Annotated in this window: 23 protein-coding genes; 5 read left to right on the forward strand and 18 right to left on the reverse strand. The window is 45.0% G+C overall.

The features are described 5' to 3' along the window. Positions 1-3 precede the first annotated feature (3 nt). Positions 4-96 carry a cytochrome bd-I oxidase subunit CydH gene (cydH, locus tag OH461_RS05975; protein ID WP_260259348.1) on the reverse strand — a complete coding sequence of 31 codons (93 nt, stop codon included), beginning with the start codon at positions 94-96 and terminating at the stop codon, positions 4-6. 192 nt (positions 97-288) lie between these two features. On the opposite strand from cydH, the gene OH461_RS05980 reads away from it, so the two are divergent. Then, positions 289-885, forward strand: a complete 597-nt coding sequence (locus OH461_RS05980; protein WP_270019682.1) for a porin family protein — start codon at positions 289-291, stop codon at positions 883-885. On the opposite strand, the gene OH461_RS05985 is transcribed toward OH461_RS05980, so the two are convergent. Continuing rightward, positions 882-1,394: a prepilin-type N-terminal cleavage/methylation domain-containing protein gene (locus OH461_RS05985; RefSeq protein ID WP_270019683.1), complete on the reverse strand. Its 513-nt coding sequence runs from the start codon at positions 1,392-1,394 to the stop codon at positions 882-884. The genes OH461_RS05980 and OH461_RS05985 overlap by 4 nt on opposite strands. Positions 1,395-2,002: 608 nt before the next feature. On the opposite strand from OH461_RS05985, the gene OH461_RS05990 reads away from it, so the two are divergent. Both OH461_RS05990 and OH461_RS05995 read left to right on the forward strand, forming a co-directional pair. After that, a complete protein-coding gene (locus OH461_RS05990) occupies positions 2,003-3,469 on the forward strand; it encodes a sodium-dependent transporter (protein WP_270019684.1) in 1,467 nt (488 codons plus the stop codon). A 2-nt stretch (positions 3,470-3,471) separates the two neighbouring features. Next, positions 3,472-3,567, forward strand: a complete 96-nt coding sequence (locus OH461_RS05995) for a MetS family NSS transporter small subunit (RefSeq protein WP_260259352.1) — start codon at positions 3,472-3,474, stop codon at positions 3,565-3,567. Between the two features lie 57 nt (positions 3,568-3,624). On the opposite strand, the gene OH461_RS06000 is transcribed toward OH461_RS05995, so the two are convergent. From OH461_RS06000 to yceD, 15 genes are all read right to left on the reverse strand, one after another. After that, positions 3,625-4,002: a hypothetical protein gene (locus tag OH461_RS06000; protein ID WP_443088446.1), complete on the reverse strand. Its 378-nt coding sequence runs from the start codon at positions 4,000-4,002 to the stop codon at positions 3,625-3,627. Between the two features lie 233 nt (positions 4,003-4,235). Further along, positions 4,236-5,732 (reverse strand): PTS glucose transporter subunit IIBC, encoded by a 1,497-nt coding sequence (ptsG, locus tag OH461_RS06005; RefSeq protein ID WP_270019686.1) that lies wholly within the window; start codon positions 5,730-5,732, stop codon positions 4,236-4,238. 445 nt (positions 5,733-6,177) lie between these two features. Beyond that, a complete protein-coding gene (locus OH461_RS06010) occupies positions 6,178-6,945 on the reverse strand; it encodes a TatD family hydrolase (protein ID WP_270019687.1) in 768 nt (255 codons plus the stop codon). Beyond that, positions 6,936-7,898: a DNA polymerase III subunit delta' gene (locus tag OH461_RS06015; protein WP_270019688.1), complete on the reverse strand. Its 963-nt coding sequence runs from the start codon at positions 7,896-7,898 to the stop codon at positions 6,936-6,938. Before OH461_RS06015 ends, OH461_RS06010 begins: the two co-directional genes overlap by 10 nt. Continuing rightward, positions 7,898-8,530 carry a dTMP kinase gene (tmk, locus tag OH461_RS06020; protein WP_270019689.1) on the reverse strand — a complete coding sequence of 211 codons (633 nt, stop codon included), beginning with the start codon at positions 8,528-8,530 and terminating at the stop codon, positions 7,898-7,900. Before tmk ends, OH461_RS06015 begins: the two co-directional genes overlap by 1 nt. Beyond that, positions 8,527-9,543: an endolytic transglycosylase MltG gene (mltG, locus tag OH461_RS06025; protein ID WP_270019690.1), complete on the reverse strand. Its 1,017-nt coding sequence runs from the start codon at positions 9,541-9,543 to the stop codon at positions 8,527-8,529. Before mltG ends, tmk begins: the two co-directional genes overlap by 4 nt. Then, positions 9,540-10,343 carry an aminodeoxychorismate lyase gene (pabC, locus tag OH461_RS06030; protein ID WP_270019691.1) on the reverse strand — a complete coding sequence of 268 codons (804 nt, stop codon included), beginning with the start codon at positions 10,341-10,343 and terminating at the stop codon, positions 9,540-9,542. The genes mltG and pabC overlap by 4 nt, the downstream gene beginning before the upstream one ends. 84 nt (positions 10,344-10,427) lie before the next feature. Further along, entirely contained in the window at positions 10,428-11,669 is a 1,242-nt protein-coding gene (gene fabF / locus OH461_RS06035) for a beta-ketoacyl-ACP synthase II (RefSeq protein WP_270019692.1), read from the reverse strand. Positions 11,670-11,759: 90 nt separating this feature from the next. Continuing rightward, entirely contained in the window at positions 11,760-11,993 is a 234-nt protein-coding gene (gene acpP, locus OH461_RS06040; protein ID WP_004406112.1) for an acyl carrier protein, read from the reverse strand. Between the two features lie 235 nt (positions 11,994-12,228). Next, positions 12,229-12,963 (reverse strand): 3-oxoacyl-ACP reductase FabG, encoded by a 735-nt coding sequence (fabG, locus tag OH461_RS06045; protein ID WP_260259609.1) that lies wholly within the window; start codon positions 12,961-12,963, stop codon positions 12,229-12,231. 21 nt (positions 12,964-12,984) lie between these two features. Further along, a complete protein-coding gene (fabD, locus tag OH461_RS06050; RefSeq protein ID WP_270019693.1) occupies positions 12,985-13,908 on the reverse strand; it encodes an ACP S-malonyltransferase in 924 nt (307 codons plus the stop codon). Positions 13,909-13,980: 72 nt separating this feature from the next. After that, a complete protein-coding gene (locus tag OH461_RS06055; protein WP_260259361.1) occupies positions 13,981-14,931 on the reverse strand; it encodes a beta-ketoacyl-ACP synthase III in 951 nt (316 codons plus the stop codon). Positions 14,932-14,936: 5 nt separating this feature from the next. Then, the gene (gene plsX / locus OH461_RS06060; protein ID WP_270019694.1) at positions 14,937-15,962 is read right to left on the reverse strand and encodes a phosphate acyltransferase PlsX; all 1,026 of its coding nucleotides are present in this window, start codon (positions 15,960-15,962) and stop codon (positions 14,937-14,939) included. 9 nt (positions 15,963-15,971) lie between these two features. Then, on the reverse strand, positions 15,972-16,142 hold the full coding sequence (gene rpmF / locus OH461_RS06065) for a 50S ribosomal protein L32 (protein WP_260259363.1): 171 nt from the start codon (positions 16,140-16,142) through the stop codon (positions 15,972-15,974). A 31-nt stretch (positions 16,143-16,173) separates the two neighbouring features. Beyond that, positions 16,174-16,698: a 23S rRNA accumulation protein YceD gene (gene yceD, locus OH461_RS06070; protein WP_270019695.1), complete on the reverse strand. Its 525-nt coding sequence runs from the start codon at positions 16,696-16,698 to the stop codon at positions 16,174-16,176. 160 nt (positions 16,699-16,858) lie between these two features. On the opposite strand from yceD, the gene OH461_RS06075 reads away from it, so the two are divergent. Then, positions 16,859-17,440, forward strand: a complete 582-nt coding sequence (locus OH461_RS06075; protein ID WP_270019696.1) for a Maf family protein — start codon at positions 16,859-16,861, stop codon at positions 17,438-17,440. A 91-nt stretch (positions 17,441-17,531) separates the two neighbouring features. Here OH461_RS06075 and rluC read toward each other — a convergent pair whose 3' ends face one another. Beyond that, on the reverse strand, positions 17,532-18,479 hold the full coding sequence (gene rluC, locus OH461_RS06080; RefSeq protein WP_270019697.1) for a 23S rRNA pseudouridine(955/2504/2580) synthase RluC: 948 nt from the start codon (positions 18,477-18,479) through the stop codon (positions 17,532-17,534). A 567-nt stretch (positions 18,480-19,046) separates the two neighbouring features. Here rluC and rne point away from each other — a divergent pair. Further along, complete coding sequence (gene rne / locus OH461_RS06085) at positions 19,047-22,079, forward strand: ribonuclease E (protein ID WP_270019698.1); 3,033 nt, start codon at positions 19,047-19,049, stop codon at positions 22,077-22,079. The last annotated feature ends 97 nt before the right edge of the window (positions 22,080-22,176 follow it).

Below are 22,176 nucleotides of genomic sequence, written 5' to 3' on the forward strand. Positions count from 1 at the left end.
TTCCTAAGCAGTAGCGATTGCTACCACACCAAAACCAATCAATACAACGAATACTGACGCTGTAATAAGCAATGCGTATTTGAGTTCTGATTCCATAGATACACCTCCACATTAATTTAACAAAACCATAACACCAACGTGAATCACATTCAATTTTTGTGGTTTTTTTGTGCACAATTATGACGTTAGCATCACAATAAGTAGGTATATAACGCGCTCTATCTCGGTAAACCAGCCAGTACAACATACAACGACATTAAGGCTAGGCGAAAAATAAGGGAAAGCAGAATGAAACACCTGAAACTATCAACGTTAATTGGCATTTCCATCCTGTTGTTTAGCTCAAATAGCTGGGCACAGATCCATATCACGCCATGGATAGGTCATACTGGGGGCGGTGACGTCACTGACCAAAATCAACAAAATTACGACATTTCACCAAGCGTAAACTACGCATTCTCTATCGAAAGCGACTTACAACAAGGACGAGTCGGCCTATTCTACTCCAACCAGTCCAGCGACGCTGAAAACACCCACTTGGACGTCACTGTTCACTATCTGCATTTTCAAAGTAGCGTTTACTACCCTATGGATGGAGGCATTAACTCATACGTAGGTGTGGGGTTAGGTGGTGGTTATGTCGACGCAAATTGGGTCGATGATAATCTAGGATTTTCAGCCAGTATTTTTGGTGGCTTCGAATACCCGATTAGTAATAATTTGAGTTTTAATACTCAAGTTCGCTGGCTTGGTACGGTTGTCGATGATCAAACAACGGCAGCTTGTAATCTACCGACAAGCGGGGGAAACAACTGCGTGGTTAAATTCGATACTGACTGGATGAATCAAGTCTCGGTCAATTTTGGATTGGTGTTTAAATTCTAACACCCCGTGAAGTTTGAAGCATAGACAGGTTCGTCGCCCTCAAAATCCGGCTGGCCATAGCGTACCCAGCACTGCCCGCTAATAGGCGAGCCTGTTCCGTCGCGGTCAAAGCCAACGTAATACTCTGCTCGACCCGCGACGAATTGGACTAATTGATCATCAAGCACCAAAGCATCCGGCATATGAGTATTGTCTATATAACCCCATATTAAGTCCCACTCGCCCTGCTCTTCTTGCTGCACACCATCGCGATTTAGATCCAAATATTGTAAGCGACTGCCTTCACTATGATCCGCTCTGACTTTGACATAATCCAAATGAGACATCACGCCCACTTGAGTATTCAGCGCTTTTATACTGCCCAACACATTTTCCAAAACACTGATACGAGCCTGAGATTGCAAGTTAATGTAATAGCTAGAAGCACTGATAACCAACACAGGCAGTATGAAAATCAATACAACCAGTTCAATGAGCGAAAACCCGCTTTTTCTTTTACTGACCACCACTTTACAACCTCTTTATCCCGCAATGGGTAATACGCTACCACTACCCCGAAAGGATTATCATTGCGATATTGAACGAAAAAAGAGATTTGAGAGCGTATAGCCAGATATAGCGAGGTTTACTGATTGTTTTTGCAAATAGCGACTAAGCAGCAAAAAACGAACAGGATTGTATAAATGTCAGTGATACGCTCTTTAATTTTAAAAAGTTTAATATTCCACAGATCGTCGCATTTTCAGTCATAACGATAGGTAAATCCGAGATCACACTTTTACCTTCCTCTAACAATGGTCTATTTAAACAATTTTAACACCATTAAATCTACATTTTGTAACACTTACAATCTATTGCGTTAACGCGCATTAATCGTTAGTCTCTAGGCATGCACAGCTGAAAGTTTCAGTTTTTGCAAACACACATCAAAATTTTAAGAACAATATTCTGAGTTTTCTTAGAGCTTACAAAATTTAAATCTAAACTTTAGCCATATCATGGATGATAGAGCAAAGCACATCGGCTATCTTCTAGCACTTTGTCTTATCACACCCGTAATTTGGCTCTCAGCCTAAGAAAAGCTTCATATCTCAGGGAGTTGTAACAGGAGTCAACTATGAAGCGAGAACAATGGGGATCCCGAGCTGGATTTATCTTGGCTGCAGTAGGATCTGCTATCGGTTTGGGTAACATCTGGCGTTTCCCTTATATGGCCTATGAGAATGGCGGCGGTGCCTTCTTTATCCCTTATCTATTTGCCATGCTAACCGCTGGTATTCCATTCATGATTTTGGAATTCAGCATGGGTCAAAAGTATCGTGGCAGTGCACCAAAAACATTAGGCAAAATCCACGCTAAATTTGAATGGCTTGGCTGGTTCCAAGTGGGTGTTGCAGCGGTAATTGCCGTTTACTATGTCGCGGTTATTGGTTGGGCTATTTCTTACTTTGGTATGTCGTTCAACCAAAGCTGGGGCGCAGACACTAACGCATTCTTCTTCGGCGAATACCTGCAACTAGGTGGTGACAACTCACCGACGGCGTTAGGTAGCATCCAATGGAAGATCGCTATTGCTATGCTCATCGCATGGGGTATCACTTATGCCGCTATCGTAGGTGGTGTTAAATCTGGTATCGAGCGCGCATCAAAAATCATGATGCCTATCCTATTCATCATGGTCGTTCTACTGATCGCTCGTATGGTGTTCCTACCAGGAGCTCTAGACGGTGTGAACTACATGTTTGAACCTGACTTTAGCAAAATTTGGGATGTAAAAGTTTGGGCAGCAGCTTACGGTCAGATCTTCTTTACCCTAAGTATCGGTTTCGCCATCATGCTTGCTTATTCTAGCTACTTGCCAGAGAAATCAGACATCACTAACAACGCATTCATGACGGTTCTTATCAACTGTGGCTTCTCTATCCTAGCGGGTATCATGATCTTCTCAGTATTGGGCTACATGGCTCAAGAACAGGGTAAACCGTTAACTGAAGTTGTTACTGCTGGTGTAGGTCTTGCGTTTGTAACGCTACCTGCGGCAATCAATTTGCTGCCAGCACCATACATTCTTGGCCCACTGTTCTTCTTCGCTCTAGTGGTTGCTGGTCTTAGCTCGCATATCTCTATCATGGAAGCAGTAACATCTGCCATCATGGATAAATTGAACTGGAGCCGTAAAAAAGCAGCCAACATCGTTATCGGCGTAGGTGTTGTGATTTCAATGGCATTCGCAACTAACGGTGGCCTACTACTACTAGACCTAGTTGACCACTTCGCAAACAACGTCGGCATTATGGTTGGTGGCTTAGTTGAGATTATTCTAATGGCTTGGTTACTAAACAAAGTGGCAGATGTACGCGGCTACGTAAACGCAACGTCTGACTTCACTATCGGTCAGTGGTTTGATGTTTGTCTACGCTTTGTAACACCAGTGATGTTAGCCATCATCCTTGCAACTAAGCTACAAACACTATTCACCGAAGGATACGGCGGCTATGACCTAACATTAGGTTGGGCAGTTATCGCAGCACTCTTTGTCTTTGGTCTACTTATCAACGCAACTAACCGTCAGCAGGAGGCATAATCATGACTACAGGTGCAATCATTATGATGGTTTTAGGTCTTGGTATTACATGGGGTGGCGCAGCCATCTGTATCAAGCGAGCGATGGATAAACAATAAACATCGAACTATCTAGACAAAAGCCGGCAACATTGCCGGCTTTTTCATATTTAAATGTTAGAAATGGTATTTCGCGCCAATCGCCCCACCAATGCCTAACTCCCAACCTTTATACATATTCAGCTCTGGTTGAATCTGCCCGTACATTTGCCAATTTTGACTCACTTGGTAATTTAACCCTAATGGCACGCGCAGACCAAAACCGTCATCCCATTCATTCCATGCGCCCACTCCCGCATACCAAGTAACAGGTTCATCCACGTCAAACTCGCCGTTCATCGCAATGTAGTCAAACGCTGTGCCTTGATTGCCAATAATGAATCGGTAGCGTTCATCTAACTCAATCACCACACTCAGCTGCTGATCTACAGCCAAACCAACGGCGAGTTCAGGATGTGCATTGTCACTAGCAACGGCGCTTATACTTGCCATCATTGAGGTAACACCAACAGCGGCTATCAATATCCGACGTTTCATCTCTTCTCCAAACCTAATCCCCTAAAAACCTATTGTTTAGGTACGCAGCTATGAATGGGTCAAAGTAAGGTCAGTAACAGGCTAAGTTGCCGAAAGAGCTTGCCAAAATATGACGTTGATATGCGTATTCGACAGGCACAAAAAAAGGAGGCCGAAGCCTCCTTTGTACCTATTAGGGGAAATAGGTTGGATTAACCGTGGTTACGAATCCACTCATCCATTTCTGTTTTAAGGTTGTCTGACTTAGTACCGAAGATTGCCTGAACACCACCAGAAACTACAACAACACCTGCTGCGCCTAGTTTTTTCAGTTTGTCTTGGTCAACTAGCTCAGTGTCTGCAACTGCAACACGTAGACGAGTGATACATGCGTCTAGACCAGTGATGTTCGCTTTACCACCGAACGCTGCAACAAGCTCACCAGCCATGTCAGAACCAGCAGTTACTACTTCTTCTTCAGTTTCGTCTTCACGGCCTGGAGTCTTAAGATCTAGTGCCTTGATTACAGTGCGGAATACTAGGTAGTAGATTGCTGCGTATGCGATACCACAACCAACCATTAGGCCTAGGTTCTTAGCGTTACCAGACAGTACTAGGAAGTCGATTAGACCGTGTGAGAACGAAGTACCGTGTACAAAGCCTAGAGTGTTCGCTAGAACGTATGCAGAACCTGCTAGTAGAGCGTGGATTCCGTATAGTACTGGAGCAACGAATAGGAACGAGAATTCGATTGGTTCAGTGATACCTGTTAGGAATGAAGTCAGTGCAGCAGAAGCCATGATACCCATTACTTTCGCGCGGTTCTCTGGCTTAGCAGAGTGAGCGATAGCAATAGCAGCAGCTGGAAGACCGAACATCTTGAACATGTAACCACCCGCTAGCTGACCGAAGCCATTGCCAGCAAGACGAGATGCGTCATCAGCAACTAGGTAACAAGTTAGAACACCGTTTTGAGCAACGCCGTTTGCGTCAACACAAGAACCAGCTTCGAAGAAGAACGGTACGTTCCAAACGTGGTGTAGACCGAATGGAATTAGAGAACGTTCAACGATACCGTAGATACCGAATGCTACTTGTGGGTTTTGGTGCGCAGCCCAGTCAGAGAATGTTTGCATTACTGACGCGATTGGTGGCCAAATGATAGAAAGTACAAGAGCAAGAGCAATTGCTAGGAAACCAGTGATGATTGGCACTGCACGCTTACCAGCGAAGAAGCCAAGGTATTCTGGAAGTTGAATTTTGAAGAAACGGTTGAAAGACCAAGCCGCGATACCACCAACAAGGATACCACCTAGTACACCTGTCTCGTATTGCTTCTCGATTAGACCGATTGCTTTAGCATCTAGCACTTCACCAGCAGCTAGTGCCGCTGCTTTTGCCGCTTCAACGTCTAGACCAGCTAGTACGCCAAGAGTTGCAGCCATGATGCCGTAACCAACGATTGCAGCTAGACCAGCTACACCGTCATTGTTTGTAAAGCCAAGTGCTACACCAACAGCAAATAGCAGCGCCATTTGACCGAATACTGAACCACCAGCTTGTTCCATTAGGTTTGAAACGATTTCTGGAATGAATGGAAGGTCGGCAGCACCTACACCAAGTAGGATACCTGCAACGGGTAAAACTGATACCGGAAGCATCAGAGCTTTACCAACTTTCTGCAGGTTAGCAAAAAGGTTCTTAAACATGTTTATGCTCCTGAAAGATTATAAGAATCATCATGGGCTCTAACGGCACACCCCCGTAGCCTAAATGTTAGCACCCATAGAAAATGTAACCACTTGTTACGTTATATTTTCTGCCTCTAAATATATCTTGAGGCTCGTCGCGTTTTCTAGTCACTTGGAAAATTAAGTTTCAAAGTAATAGATAGATCACACGCAAAAAACCATTTTGGAATGGATTACATGCCTGTATCCTATTGATTATTAAAACAATAGCCGAAGATAACATTAATTTTGTTGAGTGAATAAAATAGAGGTGATTGTTATTTCGTGTAACAAAAATACATTTTTGGGTATTCACTCTATAAATTTCAACATTTTTAGTGAACACGGCTCAAAAAACGTTTGCGCGTGATTTAGGGCACAAAAAAAAGGAGCAACTGCTCCTTTTTTATTCGAGTTTCGTTTTCTATCTCAAAAAAAGATTTCGGTAGTTTTCGCTAGTTTTTTCACCAACTTCAGACAGCGCGACACCTTTTAGTTGAGCTATATATGCAGCAACTTCGACCACGTATGCAGGTTGGTTCTGCTTACCGCGATGCGGAACGGGCGCTAAATAAGGAGAATCAGTCTCAATAAGTAGCCTTTCTAATGGCAATTGCTTAACCACTTCTTTCAATTCTGTTGCTTGCCTAAACGTCACAATCCCCGAGATTGAAATATAAAAACCCAACTCCATTGCTGCTTTTGCAAATGCAAGATCTTCAGTGAAACAGTGGATAACACCACCGCATTTCTCTGCGCCACCATTGCGTAAAATATTCAGCGTATCTTCTCGTGCATCACGAGTATGGATAATTAGAGGTTTGTTGAGCTCTACGGCTAACTCTACCTGCTGCTCAAAACGCAATTGCTGTAAGTCTTTTGTCTCTGGCTTGTAGTGGTAGTCCAGCCCGGTTTCCCCGATAGCCACGACACGATCATGGCTCGCGTAACGGCGCAATACATCCAAAGAAAACTCACTTTCAACATCAAGCGGGTGTACCCCGCAAGAAGCAGAGATATTCTGATACGGCTTGATCATTTCCAACATATTTGGAAATGCATCTAGGGTTACCCCTACCGATAATAGATGCGAAACGTTGACCGCTTCCGCTTTTGCTACAACATCAGCAATCCCTTGATGTAGCTCTTGATAATCCAATTTATCCAGATGGCAATGGGAATCTACAAACATGCTTCCTCGTTAAACTTATATAACCAATCCAGTATGAGAAGTTCACGGTTTAAGCCCGTGTGCTGTGTAATCTGCTCAATTAATGCACTCAAGGCATCCGTCTGAGTATAGAGTAATGCGTAATTTACCGCGTTAACCAACGTAGACGCACCTGGTACGGCCGAATCTAACGTTAAGCCAAAGTGCTGCTTTTGCGCATCAGTCATCAAGTACCATAACCAAATCAAACTCTGCTCAGCATCAGAGGCTAGATCTTTCGCTAGTTTAATCGCATCACCTTGCTGCTGAACAACCGCTAAAAACTGCTGCTCAATCATTTGGTATCGTTTCTGCTCACCCTGCTCAACAAACTGCAACGTTTTTAATGGCGCATTACCATTAATATGCGCAGCATAACTCGGTACAGATTGCTGAGTTTCCTCAGCGAGCCAAGCAGCGACTTCTTGTGCTTCAGGTGAAGCTAAATGCCATTGCTGACAACGACTGGTGATGGTCGGTAATAATTGAGATGCCGAATGTGCCACCAATAAAAACAAGCAACTTGGCGCAGGCTCTTCAAGAGTTTTGAGTAACGCATTCGCCGCAGACTCATTCATGGCATCCGCAGGCTCAATAACAAAGATACGATAACCAGACAGCTGAGAAGACTCTTGAGCTAAGCGATTACACTGGCGAATCTGTTCAACCGTGATCGCTTTGCCCTCTTTCTCAGGCTTAATCACATGAAAATCCGGATGGTTCTGTGATTCCATTAGCTCACAGCTATGACAAAAGCCGCAAGGTTCAGCAGCGTAATTGCTGCACATCACTGCGCGGCCAAACTGTTCGACTAACTGCTCTGCTCCTAAGCCTTGCTTTGCGACCAGTAAAGCAGCATTAGAAAAACGATCCGCTTCAAGATGCGCTTGCCACTGTTGCCACATAGACGTAAGCCAAGGATATAAAGCTGCCATTATTGCGCTTCCAGCCAAGTATTCAGCGCTGAAACGATATCAGCAGCTACATTGTCGATCTCTTGCTCTGCATTGATGATCAATACCGAATCATCGCCGTTCGCAATCTCAAGGTAACGTTCACGAGTACGATCAAAAAAGCTCATGTCCATTTTCTCGATACGATCGAGCTCACCACGGCCACGAGCACGCTCTAAACCAACTCTTGGGTCAATATCTAAGTACAACGTTAAGTCAGGTTTGAACTCACCTAAGGTGGTATCACGCAGAGATTGCATGGTGTCACGCGAGATCTGACGACCACCACCTTGATAGGCCTGAGAAGACATATCATGACGGTCACCCACCACCCATGTACCTTGCGCTAAAGCTGGCTTAATCACGTTTTCAACCAACTGAACACGAGCGGCGTACATCATCAGCAACTCAGTCATATCTTGTAGAACTTCGCCTTCATGCTCTTGCTTTACAAGGCTACGCAGTTTCTCTGCTAATGCGGTACCACCTGGCTCACGGGTATTTTTAATCGATTCGATACCCGCCGCTTTGAGCGTATCTAATACGGCTTGAATCGCGGTACTCTTACCTGCCCCTTCAAGGCCTTCTACGACGATAAATTTTGCTTGCTTCATTTGTTACTTCTTAATTGTTTTAGGTAAGCACGTACTGCGCGGTTGTGTTCTGCCAATGTTTTAGAGAAAACATGACCACCTTTACCACTTGCAACAAAGTAGAAATACTTGCTGCTTTCAGGGTTCAGTGCGGCTTTAATCGATGCTTCGCCCGCCATAGCAATTGGCGTTGGTGGCAAACCAAAAATGACGTAGGTGTTGTAGGCAGTACGAGTACGTAGATCTTTTTTGCGGATGTTGCCGTCGTACTTATCACCCATACCGTAGATAACCGTTGGGTCGGTTTGTAAACGCATGCCTTTGTTTAGACGGTTAACAAACACCGAGGCGACACGCTCTCTCTCAGACTCAACTGCGGTTTCTTTCTCAATAATAGAAGCAAGAATCAATGCTTCATACGGAGACTTAAGTGGTAGCTTATCTTGACGCGTCGCCCACGCTTCATCTAATACCGCTTGCAGCTTATCTGCTGAACGTTTAAGTATTCCTAAATCGCTGTCGCCGTAAGTGTAGTGAAAAGTTTCAGCAAGGAGTAAGCCTTCTAGCTTCTCGTGCTCAATACCAAGTGCTTTAGCGATTTCCGCTTCTGACATCTGCTGAGTTTTGTGCTCTAAATAAGGCGCATTGGCTAAGATTTCGCGCCACTCGCTAAAGCGAGAGCCTTCAACAAACGTTAAAGAGAACTGATGCTCTTTACCCGTTTTAAACAACTCTAATGCGGTTGTAAGCGTTAAATCCGGTGTAATTAAGTAAGTGCCTGCTTTTAGCTGAGTTAACTCAGGATGCAGACGGCGAACCAATGGCATCATATCGCTGCCATCAATGAGCTCTTGCTGTTGAAGCTGGTTCAGAACACTATGAAAACTGCTACCGGACTTCACCGTGAAAATTTGTTGTTCTGACAGCTTAAGAGGCTGAGAAAGAAAAAGGTTAACTTGATTGGTTACATAGAAAAACGTGCCAGCTGCAATAGCGGCTACCAATACTAAAAACAAAGTGATCTTCTTAATCACGGTGACAACATCTCCTGAATACGTCTTGTCATAATTCCAATTTCAAAGTGTTGTTGAGCAACTTTAACCACGGGAGCGATACCCATAATCGAGTTGCACACCATTACTTCGTCTGCCTGAATGAGAGCATCCAAACAGTAATGTCCAATATGTGTGTTTATCTTTTCGCGCTCTGCGAGTGCTAACACTTGCCTACGCACGACCCCAGCAACACCGGACGAGCTGAGATCTGGCGTGTATAGGTTGCTACCTTTACGCCAAAACAGATTTGCCATGGTGGTTTCAATCACATGCTGGTTGATATCCAATACCACGCCATCTGCAAACCCTTGAGACTCCACGTCCGCTTTACACAATACCTGTTCAAGGCGGTTATTGTGTTTGTGTCCAGCTAATAATGGGTTAATCCCTAATGCAACGGAACAAACGGCCAACTCTACACCATGGTGCTTTAGCTGAGCGTAGTGCTCCGGATAAGCAAAGTTGCTAATAGTAACATTAGGCGCACTCACTTGAGTAGGGCTATAACCTCTTCCCCCTTCTCCGCGGCTAATATGCAGCTTTAATCCCGCCAAAGGCGCATCAATTGCCGCCATTTCGAGCCAGTTCAAAACTTGATTCCAATCGGGATGAGGAATACGCAAAGCGTCCAAGCACGATTGCATTCGCTCTAAATGATATTGCCAAGCAACGAGCTTCCCTTGAGCGGTAAGAATTGTAGTGAACCCACCATCACCATATTGAAATGAGCGATCAGAAACTGAAACCGTCTCAGTAGGTTGTCCATTTAGCCAAACCACGCACTTTCCCTTTGTTTAAATACAAAAACGGCTTAATGCCTGAACATTAAGCCGTTTTATCACAAATCTAACGAAGATTCTTTACTAAATCTTTTTGAAGACTAGTGAACCGTTCGTACCGCCGAAGCCGAATGAGTTACAGATAGCGTATTCCATATCTACTTTCTTAGCAGTATGTGGAACAAGGTCGATATCCAAACCTTCTTCTGGGTTATCAAGGTTAATCGTTGGTGGAACAATTTGGTCTACCAATGACATTACCGTGATGATAGCTTCAACAGAACCTGCAGCACCCAATAGGTGACCTGTCATAGATTTAGTAGAAGAAACCTTAACTTGCTTAGCACCCTCTTCACCAAGAGCACGCTTAACACCTTTGATTTCCGCTACGTCACCCGCAGGAGTCGATGTACCGTGAGCGTTTACGTAACCGATTTGAGTACCTGTTACGCCTGCATCACGCATCGCAGCTTCCATCGCTAGCGCGCCACCAGAACCGTCTTCACTTGGTGAAGTCATGTGGTAAGCATCACCAGACATACCGAAGCCAACTAGCTCAGCGTAAATCTTAGCGCCACGAGCTTTAGCATGTTCGTACTCTTCAAGTACCATGATGCCTGCGCCGTCGCCTAGAACGAAACCGTCACGGTCTTTGTCCCATGGACGAGAAGCTTTTTGAGGCTCATCGTTACGAGTAGAAAGTGCTTTAGCCGCACCAAAACCTGCCATACCTAGTGGTGTAGAAGCTTTCTCTGAACCACCTGCAACCATTGCATCAGCATCGCCGTATGCAATCATGCGAGCCGCATGACCAATGTTGTGCAAACCAGTGGTACACGCTGTAGAAATAGCGATGTTTGGACCACGAAGTCCACGCATGATAGATAAGTTACCTGCAACCATGTTTACGATGGTTGATGGTACGAAGAACGGGCTAACTTTACGTGGGCCTTTCTCAACAAGTGCTGTGTGACCATTTTCGATTAGGTCTAGGCCGCCGATACCAGAGCCAATTGCTACACCAACACGTGGAGCGTTTTCTTCGTTAATTTGTAAGCCAGAGTCGTCTAGGGCTTGAATGCCCGCAGCGATACCGTACTGGATGAATAGATCCATTTTACGAGCATCTTTCTTAGACATGTACTCTGTGCAGTCGAAATCTTTGACTAGGCCTGCAAAGCGAGTAGAGAAATTCTCTGCATCAAAGTGCTCGATATTCGAGATGCCACTTTGACCAGCTAGCAGGGCTTTCCATGATGATTCTACAGTGTTGCCTACCGGTGACAACATACCCATGCCAGTGACAACAACACGACGCTTGGACACGATCTTATTCTCCGGGTTTGAAATGATTCTATGAGGATATAGAAGAGTTTAAAAAGAACTCAGGCGGCCAGAAGGCCGCCTGGGGGGATATTACTGAGCGCTGTTTACGTAGTCGATAGCAGCTTGAACAGTAGTGATTTTCTCAGCTTCTTCGTCTGGAATCTCAGTGTCGAATTCTTCTTCTAGAGCCATTACTAGTTCAACAGTGTCTAGAGAATCAGCACCTAGATCATCAACGAAAGAAGCTTCGTTTTTAACTTCTGCTTCGTCTACACCTAGCTGTTCAACAATGATTTTCTTTACGCGTTCTTCGATGTTGCTCATTTTTTCTTTTCCTTTACAGATTTCGCCTAATGCGATGATTCCGTAGTTTATTAGAACTACTGAAAGTTGCAAGAGGGACCTTGCTGGTCAAACCACAATTTTAGCGATTTTAACCGAAATTCAATACATTTTTGACTTATATCATGCACAAATCTTGTGCACAACAATAGCAAGTTTCACATAATTATAGCGAGTTTAGAACATATAAACTCGCTAAATCTATCAAACTCAGCTATTACACCATATACATGCCGCCATTAACATGCAAAGTTTCACCTGTGATGTATGCCGCTTCTGGCGATGCTAAAAATGCAACAGCCGATGCGATCTCACGAGGGTCACCTAAACGACCTGCAGGCACGTTCGCTAACGTTGCTGCACGTTGGTCATCATTTAGCGCCTTAGTCATGTCAGTTTCGATAAAACCAGGTGCTACAGTGTTTACTGTTACGCCACGAGAAGCGACTTCACGAGCCATCGATTTAGTGAAACCGATCACACCCGCTTTCGCTGCTGCGTAGTTCGCTTGACCAGCATTACCCATAGTACCAACAACAGAACCTACGTTGATGATGCGGCCAGCGCGCTTTTTCATCATGCCACGTAGAACCGCTTTAGACATACGGAAGATTGGCGTTAGGTTAGTATCAATGATGTCGTTCCACTCATCGTCTTTCATACGCATAAGTAGATTGTCACGTGTAATACCTGCGTTGTTCACTAAGATATCAATCGCACCAAATTCATCATTGATGGTTTTTAGCGTCGCTTCAATTGACGCAACATCCGTTACGTTAAGCGCTAGGCCTTTACCATTTTCACCAAGGTACTCGCTGATCGCAGCCGCACCATTGTCAGAAGTCGCAGTACCAATAACTGTCGCGCCGCGCTCAACAAGAAGCTCAGCGATTGCACGGCCGATACCGCGACTTGCGCCGGTTACTAGGGCAATTTTGCCTTCTAGATTCATCATTATTCTAGTTCCTTTCGATTACTTAGCTGCGTCTAGCGATGCAATATCGTTAACCGCTGCGCCGCTAAGAGTCTTAACGATTCGCTTAGTTAGGCCAGTTAGAACTTTACCTGGACCTAATTCTAGTAGTTTTTCAACACCTTGCTCGCTCATTAGCTGAACGCTCTCAGTCCAACGAACAGGGCTATGTAGCTGACGAACAAGTGCATCTTTGATCTTCGCAGGATCTGTCTCAGCCGCGACATCAACGTTGTTGATAACTGGCAGTTGAGGTGCATTGAATTCGATCTCTTCTAGTGCCACCGCTAGCTTTTCTGCTGCTGGCTTCATTAGTGCACAGTGAGATGGAACAGAAACTGGTAGTGGTAGTGCGCGTTTAGCGCCTGCTTCTTTACATAGAGCGCCTGCACGCTCTACTGCGTCTTTACTACCAGCAATCACAACCTGACCAGGTGAGTTGAAGTTTACTGGAGAAACAACCTCGCCTTGCGCTGCTTCTTCACACGCTTTAGCGATCGCATCATCATCAAGGCCGATGATTGCGTACATTGCACCAGTACCTGCAGGAACAGCTTCTTGCATTAGTTGACCACGAAGTTCAACCAGTTTAATTGCTTGTTTGAAATCGATAACACCTGCACATACAAGTGCAGAGTATTCACCTAGGCTGTGACCCGCTAGGTTTGCAGGCTGCTCAAGGCCAAGTTCTTGCCATACGCGCCAGATAGCAACAGATGAAGCGAGTAGTGCTGGCTGAGTACGGAAAGTTTGGTTTAGATCTTCTACAGGGCCATTTTGAACCAGCGCCCATAGGTCGTAACCTAGTACATCAGACGCTTCTGCAAAAGTTTGTTTTACTACGTCATATTGTTCGCCAAGTTCAGCAAGCATACCTAGAGCTTGAGAACCTTGACCTGGAAATACGATAGCAAACTTGCTCATATTCTTTTCCTTAAAGCAAAGTAAGAAAGAAAAGATGCACCAAAGTGCATCTTAAATTGAATTCTTTATGGCTTAGAATTTCACTAGGGCTGAGCCCCAAGTGAAGCCACCACCAAACGCTTCTAGTAGAAGAGTTTGGCCACGTTTAATTCGACCATCTCGTACCGCTTCATCAAGCGCTGTTGGCACGGTTGCCGCCGAGGTGTTACCGTGTTTATCCAAAGTAACCACGACTTGGTCTAATGACATCGAAAGTTTTTTCGCTGTCGCAGAAATAATGCGGTAGTTCGCTTGATGTGGCACTAGCCAATCAAGTTCTGACTTATGCATATCATTCGCTGCAAGCGTGTCTTTTACCAGCTTAGATAACTGAGTTACCGCTACTTTAAACACTTCATTGCCAGCCATGTGCAGCCATTTGTCAGCATCTTTACCACGCTCTGGTACTTCAAGGCTCAGTAGATCGCCAAATGCGCCATCAGCATTAATGTGAGTCGATAAGATACCCGGCTCTTCGCTTGCACCAACAACCACTGCGCCAGCGCCATCACCAAACAAGATGATGGTAGAACGGTCTGTTGGATCACAAGTCTTAGACAATGCATCAGCACCGATCACTAGCACGTTTTTGCACATGCCCGTTTTAATGTGCTGATCAGCAACAGAAAGTGCGTATACAAAACCAGAACATGCAGCAGCCAAATCAAATGCTGGGCAACCTTTAATGCCAAGCATGCCCTGCACCTGACAAGCAGATGATGGGAAAGTGTGGCTACCACTTGTGGTCGCAACGATGATCAAATCGATATCGTTTTTATCAATGCCCGCCATGTCGATAGCGTTTACCGCTGCGTGGTAACCCATATCTGCCACGGTTTCGTTTTCAGCAGCGATGCGGCGTTCTTTAATACCTGTACGAGTGACAATCCACTCGTCAGTTGTATCTACCATTTTCTCTAGATCTGCGTTAGAACGCACCTGAGATGGCAGGTAGCTGCCAGTACCTAAAATTTTGCTATACATGAAGACTAATAATGCCTCTCGAGTAAAACCGCTTCCAAACGATCGCTAATACGGCTTGGTACTTGTCGTTTGACCTCGTGCAGAGCTTCGCCAATGGCATTAACGACCGCTTCTACATCAGCACTTCCGTGGCTTTTTATCACAATGCCGCGCAATCCTAGCAAACTTGCGCCGTTATACTGGTCGGGGTTCAATGTTTTTAGTTCATTAAATAACCCAGAAAAGATTTTTCTTGCAATCCAACCCTTTATAGATGAGGCCATCATGTAGTTTTTCAACTTATCTATAAAGAGCTGGGCTGTTCCTTCGCACGTTTTTAAGCATACATTGCCAACAAAACCATCACACACTACGACATCTGCCGCATCATGCAATAGCTGATTACCTTCAATATAGCCGACGAAATTAACAGATTGGGTCTGTGATAGCATCTCTGCACAGCGCTTGACAAGATCATTGCCTTTTATTTCTTCAGCGCCGATATTCAAAATCGCTACTCGAGGTGGACGTTCGAGATACTGTTCTGCTAACGCACTGCCCATTACAGCAAACTGAAATAGAGAATCTGCATCGCTTGATACGTTTGCGCCTAAATCCAACATCCAAGTTCGGTTACCTGATGCAGTAGGCAATGCAGAGATGAGAGCAGGACGTTCAATACCCGGTAATAGCTTCAATCGAAAACGCGACAAAGCCATCAAAGCACCGGTATTACCACCACTGACACAAGCATCGGCTTTTCCATCGGAAACAAGTTCAATCGCGCAGCCCATCGAGCTGTCGTGGCCATTACGCAATGCGAGGGAGGGTTTTTCTGAGTTTGAGATCACTCGGTCACAGTGTTGAATGCTCAGCCGAGCATCTGGCTGGTAACCAAGGGAGGATAACTGATTGGTAATCGAAGTCCGATCACCTAATAAGATCACTTTAAGCTCTGGGAAATGCGACAGTGCCTGCACGGCGGCAGGCACTGTTACGCGAGGACCGAAGTCTCCGCCCATTGCATCAAGTGCAACGGTTATATTTTGCAAAGGTCAACCTTACTTGTTGATAACCTTCTTGCCGCGGTAGTAACCTTCAGCTGTCATGTTGTGACGTAGGTGAGTTTCACCTGAAGTCGCATCAACAGATAGTGCAGCTGTAGTTAGGGCATCGTGTGAACGACGCATACCACGCTTAGAACGTGTTTTACGGTTTTTCTGTACGGCCATGGACCCTACTCCTATGTAAATTCTTAAAGAATTACTTCTTTAAGCTTTTTAAAACATCGAATGGATTCGGTTTTTCTTCCACAATTTCTTCTGGAATCTCACCAAACACCAAATTATCTGAATCAACGCTACAGTCCGCATCATCATGCATCGCTACTTGAGGCAAGTTTAGAATGAACTCGTCTTCAACTAACTGTATTAGGTCGACTTCACCGTACTCGTTCAGATCTACCAAATCGTACTCTTCCGGTGCGTCCTCTTCACTTTTCTCACTATAGTAAGGAGTATAAGTGAATTGAACTTCGCACTCATGTGCGAAAACCTCATTACAGCGTTGACACTCTAAATCAACTTCGATGTTAGCTTTACCAGAGATAACAACGAGTCGCTGTTCATCTAACTCAAATGACAATGACACTTGAGCGTCGCGTTGAACGCCTTCGACCGATTCCAATAAGCGCTTAAAAAGACTGACCTGAATGATACCATCATAATCAAGTCGCTTTTGAGCAGCTCGTGCCGGATCAACCGTTCGCGGTATTTTTACCTTTTGCATAGGGCGCGAATTCTATCTTCCAAATTGTTTAGAGTCAAAGGAAAAGGGTAAAAAGTTATACTTTTTTTGCTTCTCACATACTTAATACTTCTAGTGCTAAGATATCTACTTACAAGCGAAATTATCCCAATCACTATTCAAGATCAGATTGTAAATAAAAATGCCAAATTACCAACTAGTTTTAGCCTCAACGTCGCCATATCGAAAACAGCTGCTCAATAAACTAGCAATCTCGTTCGAGACTGCCTCTCCTGAGTTCGATGAAACCGCCCTTGAAAACGAATCACCAATTGATTTAGTGAAGCGCTTGGCGATAGGCAAAGCGCAATCTTGCTCAGTCGAAAAGCCAAGTGTTGTCATTGGCAGTGATCAAGTCTGTGTGATTGATGGTGAAATCATCGGCAAACCACACACCAGAGAAAAGGCTATTGAACAGCTCAGCCGTCAAAGCGGTAACGCGATTTCTTTCTTCACGGGTCTAGCGCTATACAACACTGACACGCAACAAACAGACGTAAAAGTGGATACCTTCACCGTCCATTTCAGAAAACTTAGCCAGTCACAAATCGAAAACTACGTTGATAAAGAGCAGCCCTTTTACTGTGCAGGAAGCTTTAAAAGTGAAGGATTGGGGATTGCCCTATTTAACCGTTTAGAAGGAAAAGATCCTAATACACTAGTTGGCTTACCACTGATCGACCTGATTGATATGTTAGCTAAACAAGGTATAGAAATCCTTTAAGCTCTTCCAGATCAAAATAGGGAGCCAAAGCTCCCTATTGATTTCTCGTCCGCTTGTCTACATTCATTCACTCTAGACAAAACAACAACGATTAATTTTGCTTACGCAAGCCTGCTAACGCTTTTTCAAGCTTAGGTTCCATTGGCGCGTTAATTTCCATCCACTCATCGTTTGAAGGGTGTTGGAACTTAATATTCGCGGCATGCAAGAACAAACGATCTAACCCTACTCGCCCGGTATAGGCATCGAAACGGCGATCTCCATAACGGTCATCCCATGCGATTGGGTGACCAGTGTACTGACAATGCACGCGAATTTGGTGAGTACGCCCAGTAATTGGGCTAGCTTGCACCAAGGTTGCATCTTTAAACTTCTCAAGAATTTTATAGCGCGTCTCAGATGGCTTACCGTTTGGATTCACCCGTACGATACTGTTCACTTCATTCTTTAGCAGTGGCGCATTCACTTTCTTACAGCTGTTTTTCCACTCGCCCATGACTAATGCAAAGTAGAACTTCTTGACGGTTTTCTCGCGGAATTGAGCTTGCAAGTGGCGCAGCGCAGAACGCTTTTTAGCCACCAACAAAATACCGGAAGTATCGCGGTCGATACGATGCACTAATTCTAAGAAACGAGCATCCGGTCGCAACGCGCGCAGCGCTTCGATTGCGCCAAACTTAAGGCCGCTACCGCCATGTACAGCAGTCCCCGATGGCTTATTCAAAATCAACATATGCTCATCTTCATGAATGATCATATGCTCAAGCTCAGCCACCTTGTTTAGCTTGGTACTTGGTGCGGTTTCTTCTGGTTTTTCTTCCAGCGTCACTGGCGGGATACGCACGATATCGCCCGCTTGAAGTTTGTATTCCGCTTTGATGCGTTTTTTGTTTACCCGAACCTCTCCCTTACGCAAGATTCGATAAACCATGCTTTTTGGGATACTTTTCAATTGGTTGCGTAAGAAATTATCAATACGCTGGCCAGCCATGTCTGCATCAATATCGACAAACTGGACTTTCGTTCTTATTTCACTCATGGCGATATTCTATCACTCTACTCTGCGCAAATTCACATTTTCTTCGCAATTAAACGGGAGTTTACTTAATTTCAGTTGAACTACGAACAAAAAACCGCCAAGCCAATGATAAATATTATGTTAAGTTTTCGGGTTACCTTAAAAAACAAACACTTGATAAAAATAGTTTTGGATTATTTAGCGTTTTATTATAAAGCAGATTGCTGACTGAACTGGGTACTGCTATAGTTCACACCTGCAATGAGTGATTTGAATGAGTTTTGTACTAAGCGAATCATTTAAGAGCAAAAATTAATGAGTAGACCGTTGATTGATAGGAAGCGCAGCATACGGCGTAAGACCTTTCCCACTCTCAACACACTTGTTGCCCTACTCATCGCCCTTCATGTTGAGTAAATATCCGCCGACATTGCGGCTCACAAGCAGAATTTGACTTGTGAGAACTGGAGTGCCCACGAGCATCCCTCCAGCCGGGAGGCTGCACCGATTAAACCATGGGATCAGGCACCGTGAAAGCGAAAGCAAGGCAGCAAGCTAAAAAACAAAGAATGACAACGAGATTTTTAAATGAAAAGAATGCTAATCAACGCAACTCAAAAAGAAGAGTTGCGCGTTGCTTTAGTAGACGGTCAACGCCTATTCGATCTTGATATCGAAAGCCCAGGCCACGAATCTAAAAAAGCAAATATCTACAAAGGACGTATCACTCGCATAGAACCAAGCCTAGAAGCGGCTTTCGTTGACTATGGTGCAGAACGACACGGTTTCCTCCCTCTTAAAGAAATTGCCCGCGAATACTTCCCTGAAGGTTACACCTACCAAGGCCGTCCAAGCATTAAAGAAGTGCTAACTGAAGGCCAAGAAGTAATCGTACAAGTTGAGAAAGAAGAACGTGGTAGCAAGGGCGCAGCTCTAACTACTTTCATTTCTCTTGCGGGTAGCTACCTAGTTCTTATGCCTAATAACCCTCGTGCTGGCGGTATCTCTCGTCGTATCGAAGGTGATGAGCGTACACAACTAAAAGCAGCACTAAGTACCCTTGAACTGCCGCAAGGTATGGGTCTTATTGTTCGCACAGCGGGTGTAGGCAAAAGCGCAGAAGAACTTGAGTGGGACTTAAATGTATTGCTAAACCACTGGGGTGCAATCAAACAAGCATCTGATGCAAACCCAGCGCCTTTCCTAATCCATCAAGAAAGTAACGTAATTGTTCGCGCAATCCGCGACTACCTACGCCGCGACATTGGTGAGATTCTGATCGACAGCAACACCATTTACGACCGTGCTCTTGAGCACATCCGTTTGGTACGCCCAGATTTCGAAAACCGCGTGAAGAAATACGACGGTGATGTTCCCCTATTCAGCCACTACCAAATCGAGAGCCAGATTGAATCTGCTTTCCAACGCGAAGTGCGTCTGCCATCAGGTGGTTCAATCGTTATCGACCCAACAGAAGCACTGACTTCTATCGATATAAACTCAGCTCGTGCAACTAAAGGCGGCGATATCGAAGAAACAGCACTCAACACTAACCTAGAAGCGGCAGATGAAATTGCTCGTCAATTGCGCCTACGTGACTTAGGTGGTCTAGTGGTTATCGACTTCATCGATATGACGCCAGTTCGTCACCAACGTGAAGTAGAAAACCGTCTACGTGATGCTGTTCGTATGGACCGTGCTCGTGTTCAAATCGGCCGTATTTCTCGCTTTGGCCTACTAGAGATGTCGCGTCAGCGTCTAAGCCCATCTCTTGCTGAAGCTAGCCACCACATTTGTCCTCGCTGTACTGGTACTGGTGTTGTTCGTGATAACGAATCACTTGCGCTATCTGTACTGCGTTTAATCGAAGAAGAAGCACTCAAAGACAATACAGCACAAGTTCTTGCTGTGGTTCCTGTGCCAATCGCTTCGTACCTACTGAACGAAAAACGTCGCTCAGTAAACCATATCGAACGTAACCAAGAAGTGAAGATCACGGTTGTTCCTAACTCTGACATGGAAACTCCGCACTTCGACGTAATTCGCGTTCGTGAAGGTGAAGAATTTGACCTGCTTTCTTACCTACTTCCTAAGAAACTGGAAGCAATGAAAGAAGCAGAGAGCAAAGAAGCTCCAGAAGCTGAAGTAAAAGTTAAGAAGATTGAAGAGCCTGCGCTAAAAGGCTTTGCCTCTCCTGCTCAATCAGCAGCTGCACCTGCACCAGTGAAAAAAGCGCAACCAGCGCCTAAAGCGAAAGCAGAAAAACCAGCAGAGAAACAAGAGCAAGACGGCATTGTTAGTCGCTTCTTTAAAGCACTAGGTAGCTTCCTATTTGGTAAGTCAGAAGAGAAAACGGAAGACAAGCCAGAAGAGAAACAACCGCGCGAAAGATCGAACCGTAACAACAATCGTAATCGTCGCAACAACCGCAACGATCGCAACCGTCGCAATAACCGTGATGGTAACCGCAACGATCGTAACGGCAACCGCGAGGATAACCGCGACAACAACCGTGATGATAAGCGCGATAACAAACGCAAACATCAGCGCGATGAAGCGGGTGATAACAAGCAGACTGAGCGCAAGCAGAATCGTAAACCTAAGCAAGACCGTCGTAACAAACGTGATGACGTAAAAGCGAGCAAGGTTGAAGAGGAAGGCTTGAAACTGGCAGCTGATGCACAAGGCGAAAAAACCGATACTCGCGCTGAAGAGAAAACAGCAAAAGTAAAAGAGCGTCGCCAGCGTCGTAAGCTTTCTAAACAAGTACGCGTTAAAGACCAACAAGCAAAAGCAGACAAAGCGGAGCAAGTGGTGGAAGAACAACCACAAGCACCAGTTGAAGAAGCAGTTGCAACGAATGAGCAAAACCAAGCTCAAAACACGCAAGACAATGGCGCGCAAGAAAACGGCAAACAACGTCGTAACCGTCGCTCACCTCGTCACTTACGTGCAAGTGGTCAACGTCGTCGTCGTGGTCGTGATCGTCGCCCTAACCCATTCCGCCTTCGTAAAGGTGGTGTAGCCTCTCCTGAGATGGCAATGGGTAAAGTAATGCCGCGTTACGATCTCACTAAGCCAACGCCGAAACCTAAGCGCAATGAAAACCAAGCTGAAGAAGTTGCAACTGTAGCAACTCTAGGTGGCTTCGCTTGTCCTGAAATGGCAATGGGTAAAGTAATTATCCGTCGTGAAGAGCCTGTTGTTGAACAACCACTAGTAACACCTGCGGTTGAAGAAGTCGTCGCTCCAGTTGTCGAGGCAACGGTTCAAGTTGAGCAAGCGGAAGCAACGGCTGTAGAAGCAACACCTGAAGTTGTTGAAGTTGCTGTAGAGCCAACTCCAGTAGTTGAAGCTGAAGTAACAGAAGCTCCAGTTGCAGAGGCTAAACCTACTGAAACCGAGCCTACAGAAACTAAAGCTGTTGAAGCTAAGGTTGAAAAGGCAGTGAAATCTCAAGCAAGTGCACCAATGGCGAAAGCACCGGGTCCACAAGAGCTAAAAGAGATCACAGTAAATGCCGCGCCTATGCGTACAGAGCGTTATGTAGGTAAAGGTGCAGGTAGCCAAGTAGCTCGCAGCCAAGCTGGCTCAGGCATGACTAAGCCGCAAGGTTACTAAGTCAACTTAGCAAATCATCTCTGAATAAAAGGCCGCTAGAAATAGGGGCCTTTTTTATTTCATGTGCAGATGTTCGATACGACATTAAATAGGGCGT

This window comes from Vibrio sp. LaRot3 (assembly GCF_027587025.1).
Taxonomy (GTDB): Bacteria; Pseudomonadota; Gammaproteobacteria; order Enterobacterales; family Vibrionaceae; genus Vibrio.